This is a genomic window from Orbus hercynius (assembly GCF_003634275.1).
GTDB lineage: Bacteria > Pseudomonadota > Gammaproteobacteria > Enterobacterales > Orbaceae > Orbus > Orbus hercynius.
Genome location: NZ_RBWY01000003.1, coordinates 246,465 through 262,008, shown reverse-complemented (window position 1 = coordinate 262,008; position 15,544 = coordinate 246,465). Strand labels below are relative to the sequence as shown.

The following is a 15,544-nucleotide window of genomic DNA, read 5'->3' as shown; positions in this document are numbered from 1 at the left end:
GATTACAGTGTTTAAATTAAATAACGGTATGAAGGAAGCGCAAAATGGATTCCATTTATCTCAATATTATTATCAAAATGGCTGCTGCGTTTTGTATTTTACTAATTTACATCAATCTATCGGGTAAAGGTTCTCTTGCACCGATTTCAGCGCTTGATCAGGTGGGTAATGTGGTGCTTGGTGCGATCATTGGTGGGCCGCTTTATAATCCTTCCATTAGTCTTTCGCTATTAGTTATTACCGCCAGTATCTGGGCCGGACTGCTACTTTTGGTGCGTTATTTGTCATTCAAACGCAATTTTGTCAAAAATGTGATAGATGGCAGGTCCATTGCGCTGATGAAAAATGGTCAAATTCTGTCAGAAAATTTTGCTCAGGCAAAGCTTTCGACGCGTGATTTTATCATGCTCCTGCATCAACGTGGTCATTCTAATATTAATGAACTCAGTAATGTCTGGTTTGAATATAATGGCCAAATGACCGTAGTGAAAAAAGGCGATGTGGATATGGCGGTCACCGTTATTGAAAATCATACCATTGATGAGAATAATCTTGATAGTTTATCGCTAACAAAGGAATGGTTAATCAGTGAAATCACCCAGCAAGGCTACGTATTAGACGATATCTTTTTAGCCGAATTACATAATCATCGGCTATGGGTCTATCCTTATCACCAATAATAACCCATATGCTAGATGGTATTAATTATCGGTAATAATGTCATCATTTGGCATGATAATTAGCCTATTACATGCCAAATGATAACCGTGTATATTGATTACGCTAAACTTTGATGCAAGATGTTTAGCATCTGCCGTAAATCTTTCACATCAAGTTGACCGGGTGCCGATGCGTTTTTTGCCGCACCGAACGTTAAATCAGATCCAAAAGTTTCGCCGGCAATGCGGCTAATCGCCCCTTTAGCGGCCATAGACATGGTAATTAACGGTACTTTAGCGTGCACTTCTTTCATTTCAGCCGTTGCCGCTAGCAGTGTTAACACATCGCTAGTTGAACGCGGCATCACGGCAATTTTAGCAATGTCAGCCCCTAAGTCCTGCATTTTACATAAACGGGAGACAATCTCATGTTGACTTGGGGTTTTATCAAAATCATGATTAGAAGCGATGACAATCACCTGATGTTGGTGCGCAAAGCGCACCACCTCTTTCACCTGTTCATCACCAATAAATAGTTCAATATCAACTAAATCAATTAAGCGGCTTGCGATCATCTGGCGATTAAGATTAAGGTAAAACTCGGTAGTTGCCGGGTAGACGCCACCTTCATTTGCCGTACGAAACGTCATCAGTATCGGTTTATCGTGCATAATCGCTTTGATTTGACTCGCCGCTTGTTTGACTTGTTCAATATCGGCGACATCTTGGAAGTGGTCAACTCGCCACTCTAATATATCAAAATCAATATTCTGTAGAAAATGCACTTCCTCAAGCAACGCGGCGTAAGTTTTACCCACCACTGGCACAATAATTTTAGGCGCGCCAGCGCCAATTTCTAAATCGTTTACTGTAATTGTTGTCATGCGATCACCCATTTTCGTTCTCATACCGGCAAATGGATGACGTTATCATTTGCCTACCATTATGTGCCTATGCATCAAATACGCAGTTTGCTTATCAGCAAATCAGTCATTAAAGCCCATTTTTTCTTTGACATAGTCGATTGGCGCATCTTGACCAGTCCAAATTTTAATTTGTGCGTGTCCTTGCCATAACATCATACCAATACCATTTAAAATCTTACACCCTTGTGCCTGCGCCAGTTCAAGTAATTTGGTTTTTCTGGGGCTATAGATACAATCGGTCACCACTAAGTCAGGTCTTAGCAATGAGGCATCGGTGATTAGGCTTTGTCCTTCAAGCGGTTTCATGCCAACGCCGGTTGCATGGCAAAGTACCACGCTTTCGGCGATTTCTTGACGTAGCTTAGTTTGATCATTTAAATCATAAATACGGGCTTGGCAATCTGTATTGTCATTAATGCGTTTAACAATCTGAGCCATTTTGTCATAACACTCATCTTGCTGATTAAAAATCGATATGCTTTTCACACCATCAAGCGCTGCTTGTACGGCAATTGCACTCGCTGCCCCACCTGCGCCAAGCAGTGTCATTTTTTGACCAATCACCTTCACGCCGGCTTCTTTTAGTGAGCGCATATAACCCATGCCATCGGTGTTATAACCGGTTAAAATGCCGTCATCATTGGATATCGTATTGCATGCGCCAATTAATTCAACCGCAGGGGTGAGTTTATCTAAATATTGGCACACGGCCTGCTTATTTGGCATCGAAACCGCGCTGCCTCGTAGCCCCATTGCACGCAGGCCTTTTACGCAGTCAGCGAGTTTATCTTGGGTCACTTCAAAAGCCAAATAGACATAAGGAATATCAAGTTTAGCATAAATAATATTTTGCATCTTAGGCGATAAACTGTGCCTGATAGGATAAGCCATTAATCCAATTAATAAAAAATGGCCATCAATATTTTCTCGCATTCCTTTGTTCCTATATTTAAATATTTACAACTCATCGTGTCTGTTTAACGCAATTGATGCGCGCCCCTAAATTCAATATTGAGTTAATCTTTAGATTTTATTCATATCAATCACTTTTCTAAAGCGTAAATAGACAACAAGTCCTAATATAACGCTAGCTAATGCCATCACCAAGTCGACTAAAATGGCATAACTGACTTGCTCGATAACCAGTTTTGGCACAATCAAAGGAATCACAATAAATGATAACCCGCTCATGGTATACATCGTACCGACAGCAAAACCTTTGCGATTAGGAAATAGCTGCTGCATCACCACTAGCGTTAATTGTAGTACGCCTCCGGCCGCGGTGAACCCCATACCAATGGCAGCAATTAAGCTCATTTCAGCAGTAAGATTACATAAAAAAACGAGCAATATCGCCGCAGATAATAACGGCAGAATAATAATACAGTATATCGGTTTTAGGATCTTTTTAACCACATAAGCGGTGATAAAAACGGAAATAATTGAGGCAATACTGTAATAGCTAATTAACTGTTTTGATTGCATCGCATCCATGCCAATTCCCTGTTCAGCGATTGCCGGCAGCCATTGCAATATAATGACAAATGTCGCCGTTGTGGTAAAGCCCATTAGCATTAAGCACACGCCTTCAAACCAGATATTAGGCCGACCAATATAGTAATGATTATCGCCAACATTGCCGCAAATCACGGTATGTTTGGATGGGAATATTTTCGATGATAATACTAAGCCGTTAATGAGCAGATACACCACAAAACCAATAAAAGCATATCCGAACCAAATGTCTTTATTATGAAAAAAGGTGACAATAAACGGTAAAATTAAGGTACCCATCGAGATAAAGGATTTAATTAAGACACTTGCCGTTCCAGCCGAACGAGGAAAACACTCCGTTAGGGCTGGCATTGATCCGGTATCTAAAAATGAGTTGCCCGCGCCAATAAACATCGCCAGTACAAATGCTATATGAATATTGTCACAAAATAACATACCGATAAAGAAAACCAGATAACAACACATACCGACATAAATAAACGGTTTACGGCCAAATTTATCAGAGAGCACGCCCCCTGCAAACATTAAAAAGATTTTGCCAAACCCAATTCCCGAAGCAACATAACCAATACCGATTAAATCGGTATCAAGTTGCCTTGATAGATCGATTGAAAACTGGGTAATAATGACTAGTGCAATGCTTTGAATAATATAATTTGCATAAATAGAACCAGCAATAGCATAACACCCCTTGTTATTGTCCATTATCGATATACTCCATTATCAATTTCGTTTTACAAAATACGCTGATTGCCTGGGCATAATTTATTACACAAAAAAGACCTTATTCAGGTCGATGGTTCATTAAAAAGTAAAATTCACTTTCAAACGAAAAATTCAAGCTATAAAGGCACTAATTGACCTTTTCGATGTAATAGCAAAATCAGCAAGCGATGAATGATCTATTTTTTATCTTATTAATTTCATCATATTAAGTATGCTAGCGTGCTAGCATATTACTGTTAATATCGCATAAAACCCCATATCGGGTTATCTCAACGTCAACAATTACACCCGTTTTAATGCCGTTAATATCTGACTTAAAATTTGCGCCTCTTCACAATCCACATTGATCACATGATCGGCAGAGTGCATGTACAAATGATGACGATCAGCTAACACTTTTTCAACTTCCTCAATAATCGATAAACCGGTTAATGACGGACGCTGAGCAACATTGGGATCTTTCATCAAGCGTGCGGCTAGCACCTGAGCTGGCGCAGAGAGAAAAAGCACCGTACCCATTTTCGCCATAAATTGACGATTTTGCTCAGCAAGTACCATACCGCCACCTGTCGCAATCACACGGCGCGGTAATGACACCTCTGTGAGAACATGACTCTCACGCGCTCTAAAACCTTCCCAACCTTCTTTTTCAACAATCTCGGCAACTGTTTGTTTGGTCGACTCAAGTAAATAAACATCAGTATCAATGAATGTGTAATTCAATTTTTCAGCAAGTAACCGACCCATCGTCGTTTTACCGGCCGCTCTTGCGCCAACTAAATAAATCGTGTTATCCATGATTGATTCTCGGAAAATTTAAAAAATAGGACTATCATCTTATTGATAATAGTCAGAATTGCAACCAATATTTACAGTCAAGGATTAAAATTTAATCTTGTTTTTTTTCATGTAGATAGAAAAAGATTACGTAAAGATAGGTTTACACTTGGATGCAGATACATTAACGTGTGCACATTGATACATTTCAGCTTGGCTGCAAGCGTAATCAATGTGTAGGTTTAAAATATGTTAAATAAGCTATTAACGAAAATTGTCACTGCTATAAACGACTTAAGCCTTGCTATTTTTTTGCTAACGCATCAATAACTGCTTGTTTAGCATTAGCAGAAAGATCATTGCCAGTCCAGATTTTATACTGTTCATTCGCTTGCCCAAGAAACATGCCAATACCTGAAATTGACTGCCAACCGGCCTTTTCAGCCTCTAATCGAAATCGAGTATCATTAGGGGTATAGACAATATCATAAGCCACGCCTTTACCTTTAAACCACTCGGCATTATATGGTGTATCTGCCTCAAATTTACCCAACATACCAAGTGGCGTTGAATTAACAATAATGTGTGCTTCAACTTGACCACGTTCATGCCAAGGAATCGTTTTTAAATTAAACTCTTGCGCTAAAGTGAGTGATGAATGATAAGTCATATTAGCAACGGTAATATCGGTATAGCCTAATAGCTGTAATCCAACCACGGCAGCTCTAGCTGCACCGCCAGCCCCCAGTAATAACACTTTTTGATACTCGTTTGGTAATGGCTCTCGCTCTAACGGCGCCATAAAACCTTTCACATCGGTGTTATCGCCACATAATTTATCACCATCCCAATATATTAAATTCGCTGCACCAACTTTTTTAACACGATCAGTAACTTCATCTAAAAATGGGATCACCGTTTGTTTATGAGGAATCGTCACACAGCAGCCACGAATATTGAGTAACCGAACTGATTTAATAAAACTTTCAACTTCATCTGGTGGGGTTGGCCATGCAATTAATACCGCTGGGATATTGTGATCTTTGAATGATGTAGTATGAATGAGTGGGCTAAGCGTTTGCCCTAAAGGGTAACCAATGATGCCATAAATGTTATAAGGTTTGAATTGACTCATATAAATATTCCTTTTTTATCAAAATGTCGCACACCATCATGCTTGCCAATAGAACCGGCGCATAGGATTAAGCCCCTTTAGACTATGGTCACGGCCAATTTTAACAATATTACGCTTATAATATATTCCTAGATAACGATGATAATGCCATATTTGTGTTAAGTAGTCATTCGGGCTATTTATCGGTTCTACATTATACGCTGCATTGAAATAGCCTAATGCCGACATCTTTGTTCATTGAGTTATGGAGCATGACTAATGTGATTGCTTAATAGATATTTCTGTTATAGGTAGCGTTTTTAACACTATTTATACCATTTAACAACAGCTGATTGTAAAAATACGCCTAATCTTAAGGCAAGGCATAGAATAAATCATTGACTAATAATACAAACAAAAAAGCACTACCTACGCAGTGCTCTAATTTAAAACATCGTTATTAACCAAGATTATTTACTTTTGTTAACGCGTTCTCTCAGTTCTTTACCTGATTTAAAGTGAGGAATATATTTTTGTTTAACCTCAACTTGCCCACCTGTTCTTGGGTTTCTTGCCTTACGTGGAGCTCGATAGTTTAAGGCAAAGCTACCAAATCCGCGAATTTCAACGCGATTATTAGTTTCCATTGCAACAGTAATTTGTTCAATGATGTCGCGTACCGCTTCATCAACTAATTGAACAGGAAGATGTGTACGCCAGTTTGCTATTTTTTCGGTTAAATCTGATCTGTTCATGAAAGCTCCTTTATTTATATAATTTAGTAAAGCGACCAAAATTATACAATCGTCTGACTCATTTTATAACAAAAACAAAAGAGGGCAAGCCCTCTTTTAATTTAATATACAACGAACCGTATAAGGTATCTAAATCGAACAATTATTCAGATTTAGATGCAGCCTTAAAGGCTTCTGCCATTGCATTAGAGAATGATGAATCGTCTTGAGCAGGCGTATTATTAACTGCCGCTAGCGCTTCTTTTTCATCAGCTTCATCTTTTGCTTTAACAGATAATGAAATTGAACGCGTTTTACGATCAATGTTCACAATCTTCGCTTCAACTTCATCGCCGATGCTTAATACTGTCGATGCATCTTCAATACGCTCACGAGCAAGATCTTGTGCTTTTAAGTAACCATCAACGCCTTCAGCAATTTCAATTGTTGCACCTTTTGCATCAACTGAGGTTACTTTACCTTTAACAATCATGCCTTTTTTGTAGTTACCCGCAAAATTATTAAACGGATCTTCTTCTAGTTGTTTAACACCTAAAGAGATACGTTCACGTTCTGCGTCAACTTGTAACACAACAGCTTCAATATCATCGCCTTTCTTATATGCTTTAACCGCTTCTTCACCTGGCATATTCCAAGAGATATCAGAAAGATGAACTAGACCATCAATACCACCATCTAAACCGATGAAGATACCGAAATCAGTGATTGATTTGATTTTACCGCTAACTTTATCATTTTTGTTGTGTGATTCAGCAAATTGTAACCATGGGTTTGCTTTACATTGTTTAAGGCCAAGCGAAATACGACGACGTTCTTCATCAATTTCAAGTACCACAACTTCAACAACATCACCTAGGCTAACAACTTTAGATGGATGAATGTTTTTGTTAGTCCAATCCATTTCAGAAACGTGAACTAAACCTTCCACACCAGTTTCGATTTCAACAAAACAACCATAATCAGTAAGGTTAGTCACTTTACCTGTTACGCGTGTACCTTCTGGGTAACGTTTAGCAATTGACACCCATGGATCTTCGCCTAATTGTTTTAAGCCAAGCGAAACACGTGAACGCTCACGATCAAATTTTAATACTTTAACAAGAATTTCTTGTCCAACTTCAACCACTTCACTTGGATGTTTAACACGTTTCCAAGCCATATCGGTAATATGAAGTAAGCCATCCACACCACCAAGATCAACAAAGGCACCGTAATCAGTAAGATTTTTAATGACACCTTTAACTTCTGAACCTTCTTGTAGTGTTTCAAGAAGTTGTTCACGTTCTGCACTACTTTCAGATTCAATAACAGCGCGGCGTGAAACCACAACATTATTACGTTTTTGGTCTAATTTAATGACTTTAAGTTCGATTTCACGGTTTTCAATATGAGAAGTGTCACGTAATGGACGCACATCAACTAATGAACCCGGAAGGAAGGCACGAACGCCATTTAGATCAACCGTAAAGCCGCCTTTGACTTTACCATTGATAATACCTAATACAGTCGCTGCATCTTCAACAGCTTTTTCTAATGTTAGCCACGCTTCATGACGTTTCGCTTTTTCACGAGAAAGGATTGTTTCGCCAAAGCCGTCTTCAATAGAGTCTAGGACAACATCAACTTCATCGCCCACTTGAACTTCTAATTCGCCTTGTGCATTTTTAAACTGCTCTACTGGGATTGCTGATTCAGATTTTAAACCAGCATCAACTAACACTACATCTTTATCGATGGCAACGACAGTACCACGGATCATATTACCAGAACGCGTATCAAGTTGATTTAAAGACTCTTCAAAGAGTTGAGCAAAAGATTCAGTCATATTATTTACTTTAAGGTTATATTAACGTCCATCTAGCTTCATGCCCAATGGGGTTGTTCGCAATACTCTATCAAGTCCTATGATAAAGCTTAAAAAATTATTTCAGTTCAATTTTACTTTTAATAAACTGCAATGCTTGCTGAAAGACTTGCTCAATCGTTAAATTAGTTGAATCAATCAAGTAGGCATCAGCTGCAGGCTTTAACGGCGCAACGGCTCGAGTACGATCACGTTCATCACGCTCGGTAATTTCTTGCAAAATTTCGCCGAATTTAGCACAAATTCCTTTTTCTTGCAACTGTTTCATTCGCCTTTCTGCTCTAGAGTGCGCGCTAGCCTCAAGAAAAAGTTTGACAGGGGCATCACAAAATACTACGGTCCCCATATCACGTCCATCAGCAACCAATCCTGGTAAGGTTCTAAAATCACGCTGCCTTTTGAGTAGCGCTTCTCTGACTTTCGGTAGTGAAGCAATTTTTGAGGCTGCTTCACCCATCTCTTGCATGCGAATTTCGCCAGACACATCAGTTTTATTAAGTAATATCTGCACGCAATCATTAACCGTTTTAAATTCAAGTGGTAAAACTGATGCATGTTGTGCAAGTGCCTTCTCATCATCTAATGCAACGTGATGATGAATTGCCGATAAGGCTAAAACACGATAAATCGCTCCCGAATCGAGCAGATGCCAATTTAAATGCTGAGCAAGTGAGACAGATAATGTACCTTTACCCACGCCACTTGGGCCGTCCACGGCAATAACAGGAATTTGTTCTAATGTCATTGTATTACCATTATAGTTAAAATTGATTGTGAGGTTATTTTATATCCAACTTAAGTGCAGCACATGAGGTCAACCGCAGTCACCGTTTGTCCTGATGCAATATCATACCAGCAATTGTAAATAACCCACCGGCAAAATCAACATCTATGCTAATAATTATATGACAAAAGTAACAAATATCATAATAATGGCAACACTAAGTCGCGCGATAATGAGACGCTAATTGTCATTTAATAATAGGCAACTGATTGTATTTTTTGTTATTACCTCAGTTAAAAATTTTGTCACAAGCCACTACAAGTTCACATTTAAATCGGATAAAGCTGATAAAAAATACATTACAAATCATGTAAATAATAAAAAAATATCATCAAAATTAAGTTATTTTAACTTTACCCTCTTTTCAGTTCAAAAAAAAGTGCGTAATATACGCGCCCTTAAAGAGGACTTTTGTGTGCTATCTGAATCATTCAATATTGCTAATTTAACGATTAAGAATCGTCTGATTGCTGCCCCAATGGCAGGAATTTCTGATTTACCTTTTCGTTCATTATGTTATCAGTTTGGTGCAGGTCTGGCATTTTCAGAGATGTTTTTGGCTAATTCGCAAATATGGAATACTGAGCAGTCTCTACAAAAAATGGCCAGCACAGAGGAATTAGGAATCAAAGCTGTCCAGATTGTCGGGAGTGATCCTGATGAAATGGCTAAGACGGCGGTGCTCAATGTCAATCAAGGCGCACAACTGATTGATATCAATATGGGTTGTCCGGCAAAAAAAGTGAACAAAAAACTAGCAGGATCAGCGCTATTACAATACCCTGAACTAGTAGAAGCTATTTTGCTAAAAGTGGTACAATCAGTTAATGTTCCCGTGACATTAAAAATACGTACTGGCTGGGATAAGGCTCACAAAAATTGTATAAATATCGCACAAATTGCTGAAAAGTGTGGTATAAAAGCCATCACCATTCATGGCAGAACCCGAGCGTGTTTATTTAAGGGATCGGCTGAATATGATTCAATAAAAGCGGTAAAAGAACACGTTACAATACCGGTTATTGCAAATGGGGACATAACGAGCCCAGAAAAGGCAGAAGAAGTTTTTCAATATACCAATGCAGACGCTATCATGCTTGGCCGAGCGACGCAAGGCAGGCCGTGGATATTTGAAGATATCGCGTTTTATTGCAAACATGGAAAACTAAAGCCAGAAAAAAGTATTGATGAAATCAAGCTAATTACTATACAACATATTAAATATCTCCACCAATTTTATGGGGAAAGGAAAGGATTGCAGATTGCTAGAAAACATGTTTTTTGGTATACCAAAAATTGTGAAAATAGTGATCATTTTAGGCGCTTATTTAGTGCAATTGATGATGCTGAGCAGCAGATCGATGCACTAGAAGCATTTTTCGTATAATTACAGTTAAGAGTCAAAAATACTATGTCAGATATTCGTGTTACAGCTGAAGCATTAAAATTTACAACGGTAAATTCTCAAGAACAGATCACTCAAAAACCATTAAGAGATTCTGTTAAACAAGCCCTTAGAAATTATTTATCGCAGTTAAATGGCCAAGATCCAACCGATCTTTATGAACTTGTTTTAGCAGAAGTTGAGCAACCCTTTCTTGATATGGTCATGCAGTATACTCGTGGGAATCAAACTCGTGCTGCAAATATGCTAGGAATTAACCGAGGTACATTACGTAAAAAATTAAAACAATACGGAATGAGTTAATAGCAGATTGTAGATGTTATATTATCAAAATGGGCGCAGTTAGCGCCATTTTTTATGGCGCAATTTGATGGTTTCTTGATAATTTATTTAATAAGAAATTTAGCAAAACACCATATAACGGCAAAAAGAAAAGCCCACAGATTAATAATTTAAACCCATAATCTAAGCAGGCAATTTCAACCCAGTGGCTTGACATAAATTCATCACTACTACGATAAAATGCAATACTAAAAAAGATAAATGTATCAATCGCATTACCGGCAACCGCTGCGGCAGATGGTGCAAGCCACCACCGGCTATTACGTCGTAAATAACTAAACACCGTAATATCCATAAGCTGTCCGACAAAGTAAGCGGCAAAACTTGCTAACGCGATTCGAAAGACAAATAGATTAAAATCAGCTAGTGCTGACATACCTAACCAGTGGCCATCGAAAAAAAGTACGGATACCGCGTATGATAATAATAAAGCAGGCATCATCACAAAAAAGATAATTTTTCTTGCTAAACTCGCCCCGAATATACGAATGGTCAAATCGGTAGTTAAAAAAATAAAAGGAAAGGTAAATGCTCCCCAAGTAGTGCTCATACCAAAAATAGTAAAGGGAATCTGCACTAGATAATTGCTTGATGCAATTATGAGAATATGAAAAAAACTTAATTGATATAGCGCTGTTTGCTTTTGTTTAGCGGTAAATAAATACATATATTATCCTTTTTTATCAACTATGGGGTTAGGGAACCCATAAAATCCATTACTAATTGTTACGTTTTTGTTGTAAATACTCGCTCAGACCTTGTTGCCGTAATAAACAACTTGGGCAGTGACCACAACCATTAATTGTCCCGTTATAGCATGTATGCGTATTGTGCTTCACATAATCTAAATAGCCCAAGTCATCAGCAAGTGCCCAAGTCTGAGCTTTAGTGAGGTACATTAGCGGCGTAATGAGATTAAATGGATAATCCATTGCTAAATTCATCGTGACATTCATTGATTTTACAAAGATATCCCGGCAATCAGGATAACCACTGTAGTCGGTTTCACAGACGCCAAGAATAATATCATGTATCCCTTTTTGCTTAGCATGGCACCCGGCTAATAATAAAAATAAGGCATTGCGTCCATCAACAAACGTATTGGGATATTTTTCATCGTCTTTAGCTGCTGAAACCTGGCATGTATTATCAAGTAAAGCATTATGCGTTGTCTGTTGTAATGTGACTGTATCAATAATTGTGTGCCCAACACCGAAGTGTTTTGTAATAGCAACCGCACACTCTAACTCAACTTTATGCCGCTGACCGTAATTAAAACTGATCGCTTCAACTTGGTTAGCTCCATAATGCTTAATGGCTTGTATTAGGCAAGTAGTCGAGTCCTGACCACCAGAAAAGATCACTAAAGCCTTTTTATTTTGTGTCATCATATTATCACGGTAGTAAAATGAATTAACGATTATCAATATTCTCTGGATAGAGATCGTGATTGGCTAATCGGTTTACAGCAATATCTTGCCAGCGCGTATTAGGCTTACCATAATTGGCATAAGGATCGATTGAAATACCGCCTCGAGGTGTAAATTTACCCCAAACTTCAATATATTTAGGATCCATCAACGCAATGAGATCCTGCATAATAATATTAATGCAGTCTTCGTGAAAAGCGCCATGATTACGAAAACTAAATAGATAAAACTTTAATGATTTACTCTCCACCATTTTGATATTCGGAACATAAGCGATGTAGATAGAGGCAAAATCAGGTTGTCCTGTTACAGGACAAAGGCTGGTGAATTCTGGGCAATTAAATTTGACAAAATAGTCATTATTTAAATGTTTATTATCAAAAGTTTCTAATACATCAGGGGTATAATCAATTAAATAACGGGCTGACTTATCGCCCAATAAAGCTAGATTGTGATGGGTACTCATAGTGTTCCTTAGTTTTTTTATGTGGGGGGATTACGAACCACAGATCAAAAAAAGCACTAATAATATCAGTGCTTTCCAATAATTATAACAACAATTAAGCTTTCAAGTTCTGTTCAATACGTTCTCGAAACTTAATGCCGGGACGAAACGTGACGACTCGACGAGCTGTAATAGCAACATTTTCACCCGTTTTAGGATTTCGGCCTGGGCGAGAGTTTTTATCACGAACAGTAAAATTTCCAAATCCAGATAATTTCACTATTTCACCTTTTTCTAAGGCAACTCTAATCTCCTCGAAGAAAAGCTCAACAAGAACTTTGGCTTCTTGTCTATCTATATTAAGTTTCTCTGTTAGACTTTCTGCGATATCCGCTTTCGTTAATGTCATAGTTATTATTCTCTTAATAAGGCTTTAAAACGATTCTGTAATGCAGTGATACACTGGCTTACAATATTATTTATATCTTCATCTTCTAGTGTACGCGTTTTATCTTGCAATATCAAACTGATAGCCAAACTTTTTTGACCTTCTTTGATGTTGCTTCCTTGATACATATCAAATAAATTAACATCAACTAGCTTTTCACCACCGATGATTTTACAGGTATTTAAAATATCAGCTGCGCATACACACTTATCAACAATAATTGCAATATCTCGTCTGTTAGCAGGATACTTCGAAATATCACCGGCTGACGGAACTTGCTTATGACTAATTTTATCTAAAATCAATTCAAACACAAGCGCTTTACTATTTAAACCCAATTTATTTTCAATCTCTGGGTGCAATACACCTAAATAACCCACTAATTCGTTTTTAATATATAAAGCCGCATTTTGCCCTGGATGTAAAGCCGGATTTTGGGATTTCTTGAACTGGATCGATTCATTAATCCCTGACATTGCCAAAATCGCTTCAATATCGCCCTTTAAATCAAAAAAATCAGCTGGCTGTTTAGGAATCGACCAATGTTCATCATATAGATTACCCGTAATTATACCCGCTAGCATAGTTTCTTGTTTGATACCGAGGTCAGCATGTTCATCAGGCACAAATCTAAGTCCGGTTTCAAATAAGCGTACGCGTTGTTGCTGCCTATTTTGATTGTATATAGCCGCACTCAGTAATCCGCTCCAAAGTGATAATCGCATCACTGACATCTCAGTTGAAATAGGATTAGGTAATCTCATTGCATCTTGACTTGGATGTAATAATGATTGAATTTTTGGATCCACAAAGCTATAAGTCACCGCTTCTTGATAGCCACGATCAACCAATAAATCTTTGACACGTTTTAATGGAATATTCGTTTCAGAGTTTGGTTGCATCACGATTTCAATATTCAAATTCTGATTTGGAATATTATTGTAACCATAGATTCGCGCCACTTCTTCAACCAAATCTTCTTCAATTTGAATATCAAATCGCCAAGTTGGCGCAGTCACTTGCCAAACGTTATCGTGTGATACCACGTCACAACCTAATTTGGTAAGAATATCTTCAATACGGTGGCCATCAATATGGTAGCCAATTAATCGATCGATTTTGTCACGATGTAGTGAGATCGTTGCTTGCTGCGGCATTGAGTTTGGTGCTGTGACATCAATGATCGGTCCAGCTTCTCCACCACACATCGCTAAAACTAATTCCGTTGCTCGCTCCATGGCTTTATGTTGTAAAGCCGGATCGACGCCGCGCTCATAACGATGCGATGCATCAGTATGTAATCCATATTCGCGCGCTTTACCAGCAATAACCAACGGTGAAAAGAAAGCCGCTTCAAGTAAAATATCTTGCGTATCAGATGATACACCTGACTCTTTTCCACCAAATATCCCCGCTAACGCTAGCGCTTTTTGATCATCCGCAATCACTAAAGTATTGGCTTTAATCTCAATTTCATTACCATCAAGTAAGGTTAATTTTTCTTGCGGATTACCATATCGGACCGTAATACCGCCCGTAATCTTTTGCAGATCAAAAGCATGCATTGGGTGACCCAATTCAAGTAAAACATAATTGGTAATATCAACGACCGCATCAATTGAGCGAATGCCACTGCGACGCAGTTTCTCTTTCATCCATAATGGCGTTGCCGCTTTAACATTAATACCTTTAACTACGCGACCTAAATATCTTGGTGCAGCTTCAGGTTCCAATACTTTGATACTAATTTGATCATTAATGGTGGCCGGTGAAACTTTAAACTCAGGCTCAGTAACATTGATATTATTAACGGCAGAAATATCACGCGCGATACCGATAATACCAAAACAATCAGCGCGGTTAGGCGTCACACTAATTTCAATTGCGTTATCATTGAGTTTTAAATATTGGCGAATATCTTCACCTAATGGTGCATCTTCCGGTAATTCAATAATACCATTATGATCATCGGCAATACCTAATTCTGAGTAGGAACACAGCATTCCTTCCGAAGGCTCGCCACGTAATTTGGCCGCTTTAATCTGAAAATCGCCCGGCAAAACTGCGCCAATTGTGGCACAAGCAACCACAAGCCCTTTTCGACAATTTGGTGCACCACAGACAATATTCAATAAGGTGTCTTGACCAATATCCACTTTGGTAACACGTAATTTATCGGCATTTGGGTGCTGCTCACACTCAACCACTTTACCAATAACCACACCGCTAAAATCGCCGGCAATTTTTTCAATGCCGTCAACTTCAAGACCTGCCATTGTTAGCTGATCCGATAATTGTTCGCTACGAATATTTGGGTTTACCCATTCACGTAGCCAGCTTTCACTAAATTTCAT

At 38.4% G+C, this 15,544-nt stretch carries 16 protein-coding genes and 1 riboswitch; of the genes, 3 read left to right on the top strand and 13 right to left on the bottom strand.

The window, feature by feature from the left end; translation table 11 throughout:
- Positions 1-44: 44 nt before the first annotated feature.
- Positions 45-680: a DUF421 domain-containing protein gene (locus DES39_RS08840; protein WP_121145413.1), complete on the top strand. Its 636-nt coding sequence runs from the start codon at positions 45-47 to the stop codon at positions 678-680.
- A gap of 98 nt (positions 681-778) precedes the next feature.
- Here DES39_RS08840 and aroD read toward each other — a convergent pair whose 3' ends face one another.
- The 8 genes from aroD to cmk form a co-directional block, all read right to left on the bottom strand.
- Positions 779-1,543 (bottom strand): type I 3-dehydroquinate dehydratase, encoded by a 765-nt coding sequence (gene aroD / locus DES39_RS08835; RefSeq protein ID WP_121145455.1) that lies wholly within the window; start codon positions 1,541-1,543, stop codon positions 779-781.
- A 102-nt stretch (positions 1,544-1,645) separates the two neighbouring features.
- Positions 1,646-2,518, bottom strand: coding sequence for a shikimate dehydrogenase (locus tag DES39_RS08830; protein ID WP_121145412.1), 873 nt, complete (start codon positions 2,516-2,518; stop codon positions 1,646-1,648).
- A 90-nt stretch (positions 2,519-2,608) separates the two neighbouring features.
- Positions 2,609-3,805 (bottom strand): MFS transporter, encoded by a 1,197-nt coding sequence (locus DES39_RS08825; RefSeq protein ID WP_121145411.1) that lies wholly within the window; start codon positions 3,803-3,805, stop codon positions 2,609-2,611.
- A gap of 303 nt (positions 3,806-4,108) precedes the next feature.
- Complete coding sequence (aroL, locus tag DES39_RS08820) at positions 4,109-4,624, bottom strand: shikimate kinase AroL (protein WP_121145410.1); 516 nt, start codon at positions 4,622-4,624, stop codon at positions 4,109-4,111.
- A 283-nt stretch (positions 4,625-4,907) separates the two neighbouring features.
- Positions 4,908-5,738, bottom strand: a complete 831-nt coding sequence (aroE, locus tag DES39_RS08815) for a shikimate dehydrogenase (RefSeq protein WP_121145409.1) — start codon at positions 5,736-5,738, stop codon at positions 4,908-4,910.
- A 449-nt stretch (positions 5,739-6,187) separates the two neighbouring features.
- Complete coding sequence (locus DES39_RS08805) at positions 6,188-6,472, bottom strand: integration host factor subunit beta (protein ID WP_121145407.1); 285 nt, start codon at positions 6,470-6,472, stop codon at positions 6,188-6,190.
- A 142-nt stretch (positions 6,473-6,614) separates the two neighbouring features.
- Positions 6,615-8,297, bottom strand: coding sequence for a 30S ribosomal protein S1 (rpsA, locus tag DES39_RS08800; protein WP_121145406.1), 1,683 nt, complete (start codon positions 8,295-8,297; stop codon positions 6,615-6,617).
- A gap of 97 nt (positions 8,298-8,394) precedes the next feature.
- Positions 8,395-9,081, bottom strand: a complete 687-nt coding sequence (gene cmk / locus DES39_RS08795) for a (d)CMP kinase (RefSeq protein ID WP_121145405.1) — start codon at positions 9,079-9,081, stop codon at positions 8,395-8,397.
- A 475-nt stretch (positions 9,082-9,556) separates the two neighbouring features.
- Here cmk and dusB point away from each other — a divergent pair, with 475 nt between their 5' ends.
- Complete coding sequence (dusB, locus tag DES39_RS08790) at positions 9,557-10,507, top strand: tRNA dihydrouridine synthase DusB (protein WP_281271088.1); 951 nt, start codon at positions 9,557-9,559, stop codon at positions 10,505-10,507.
- A 24-nt stretch (positions 10,508-10,531) separates the two neighbouring features.
- Positions 10,532-10,828, top strand: coding sequence for a DNA-binding transcriptional regulator Fis (gene fis / locus DES39_RS08785; protein WP_121145404.1), 297 nt, complete (start codon positions 10,532-10,534; stop codon positions 10,826-10,828).
- A gap of 52 nt (positions 10,829-10,880) precedes the next feature.
- Here the strand turns inward: fis and DES39_RS08780 are convergent, their stop codons facing one another.
- From DES39_RS08780 to pheT, 5 genes are all read right to left on the bottom strand, one after another.
- Positions 10,881-11,534: a 7-cyano-7-deazaguanine/7-aminomethyl-7-deazaguanine transporter gene (locus tag DES39_RS08780; protein ID WP_121145403.1), complete on the bottom strand. Its 654-nt coding sequence runs from the start codon at positions 11,532-11,534 to the stop codon at positions 10,881-10,883.
- Positions 11,535-11,586: 52 nt separating this feature from the next.
- The gene (gene queC, locus DES39_RS08775; protein WP_121145453.1) at positions 11,587-12,255 is read right to left on the bottom strand and encodes a 7-cyano-7-deazaguanine synthase QueC; all 669 of its coding nucleotides are present in this window, start codon (positions 12,253-12,255) and stop codon (positions 11,587-11,589) included.
- Positions 12,256-12,280: 25 nt separating this feature from the next.
- Complete coding sequence (gene queF, locus DES39_RS08770) at positions 12,281-12,763, bottom strand: preQ(1) synthase (protein WP_121145402.1); 483 nt, start codon at positions 12,761-12,763, stop codon at positions 12,281-12,283.
- A gap of 2 nt (positions 12,764-12,765) precedes the next feature.
- A riboswitch (PreQ1 riboswitch) is annotated at positions 12,766-12,810 on the bottom strand.
- A gap of 47 nt (positions 12,811-12,857) precedes the next feature.
- A complete protein-coding gene (locus DES39_RS08765; RefSeq protein ID WP_121145401.1) occupies positions 12,858-13,151 on the bottom strand; it encodes an integration host factor subunit alpha in 294 nt (97 codons plus the stop codon).
- 5 nt (positions 13,152-13,156) lie between these two features.
- Positions 13,157-15,544, bottom strand: a complete 2,388-nt coding sequence (gene pheT, locus DES39_RS08760; RefSeq protein ID WP_121145400.1) for a phenylalanine--tRNA ligase subunit beta — start codon at positions 15,542-15,544, stop codon at positions 13,157-13,159.

What these genes read in the sequence shown, in the direction of transcription:
- fis (WP_121145404.1), top strand. Translation starts at nt 10,532, where the DNA reads ATGTCAGATATTCGTGTTACAGCTGAAGCATTAAAATTTACAACGGTA.
- DES39_RS08805 (WP_121145407.1), bottom strand. Translation starts at nt 6,472, where the DNA reads ATGAACAGATCAGATTTAACCGAAAAAATAGCAAACTGGCGTACACAT.
- DES39_RS08825 (WP_121145411.1), bottom strand. Translation starts at nt 3,805, where the DNA reads ATGGACAATAACAAGGGGTGTTATGCTATTGCTGGTTCTATTTATGCA.
- DES39_RS08765 (WP_121145401.1), bottom strand. Translation starts at nt 13,151, where the DNA reads ATGACATTAACGAAAGCGGATATCGCAGAAAGTCTAACAGAGAAACTT.
- aroD (WP_121145455.1), bottom strand. Translation starts at nt 1,543, where the DNA reads ATGACAACAATTACAGTAAACGATTTAGAAATTGGCGCTGGCGCGCCT.
- pheT (WP_121145400.1), bottom strand. Translation starts at nt 15,544, where the DNA reads ATGAAATTTAGTGAAAGCTGGCTACGTGAATGGGTAAACCCAAATATT.
- DES39_RS08780 (WP_121145403.1), bottom strand. Translation starts at nt 11,534, where the DNA reads ATGTATTTATTTACCGCTAAACAAAAGCAAACAGCGCTATATCAATTA.
- queF (WP_121145402.1), bottom strand. Translation starts at nt 12,763, where the DNA reads ATGAGTACCCATCACAATCTAGCTTTATTGGGCGATAAGTCAGCCCGT.
- rpsA (WP_121145406.1), bottom strand. Translation starts at nt 8,297, where the DNA reads ATGACTGAATCTTTTGCTCAACTCTTTGAAGAGTCTTTAAATCAACTT.
- aroL (WP_121145410.1), bottom strand. Translation starts at nt 4,624, where the DNA reads ATGGATAACACGATTTATTTAGTTGGCGCAAGAGCGGCCGGTAAAACG.
- queC (WP_121145453.1), bottom strand. Translation starts at nt 12,255, where the DNA reads ATGACACAAAATAAAAAGGCTTTAGTGATCTTTTCTGGTGGTCAGGAC.
- DES39_RS08830 (WP_121145412.1), bottom strand. Translation starts at nt 2,518, where the DNA reads ATGCGAGAAAATATTGATGGCCATTTTTTATTAATTGGATTAATGGCT.
- aroE (WP_121145409.1), bottom strand. Translation starts at nt 5,738, where the DNA reads ATGAGTCAATTCAAACCTTATAACATTTATGGCATCATTGGTTACCCT.
- DES39_RS08840 (WP_121145413.1), top strand. Translation starts at nt 45, where the DNA reads ATGGATTCCATTTATCTCAATATTATTATCAAAATGGCTGCTGCGTTT.
- cmk (WP_121145405.1), bottom strand. Translation starts at nt 9,081, where the DNA reads ATGACATTAGAACAAATTCCTGTTATTGCCGTGGACGGCCCAAGTGGC.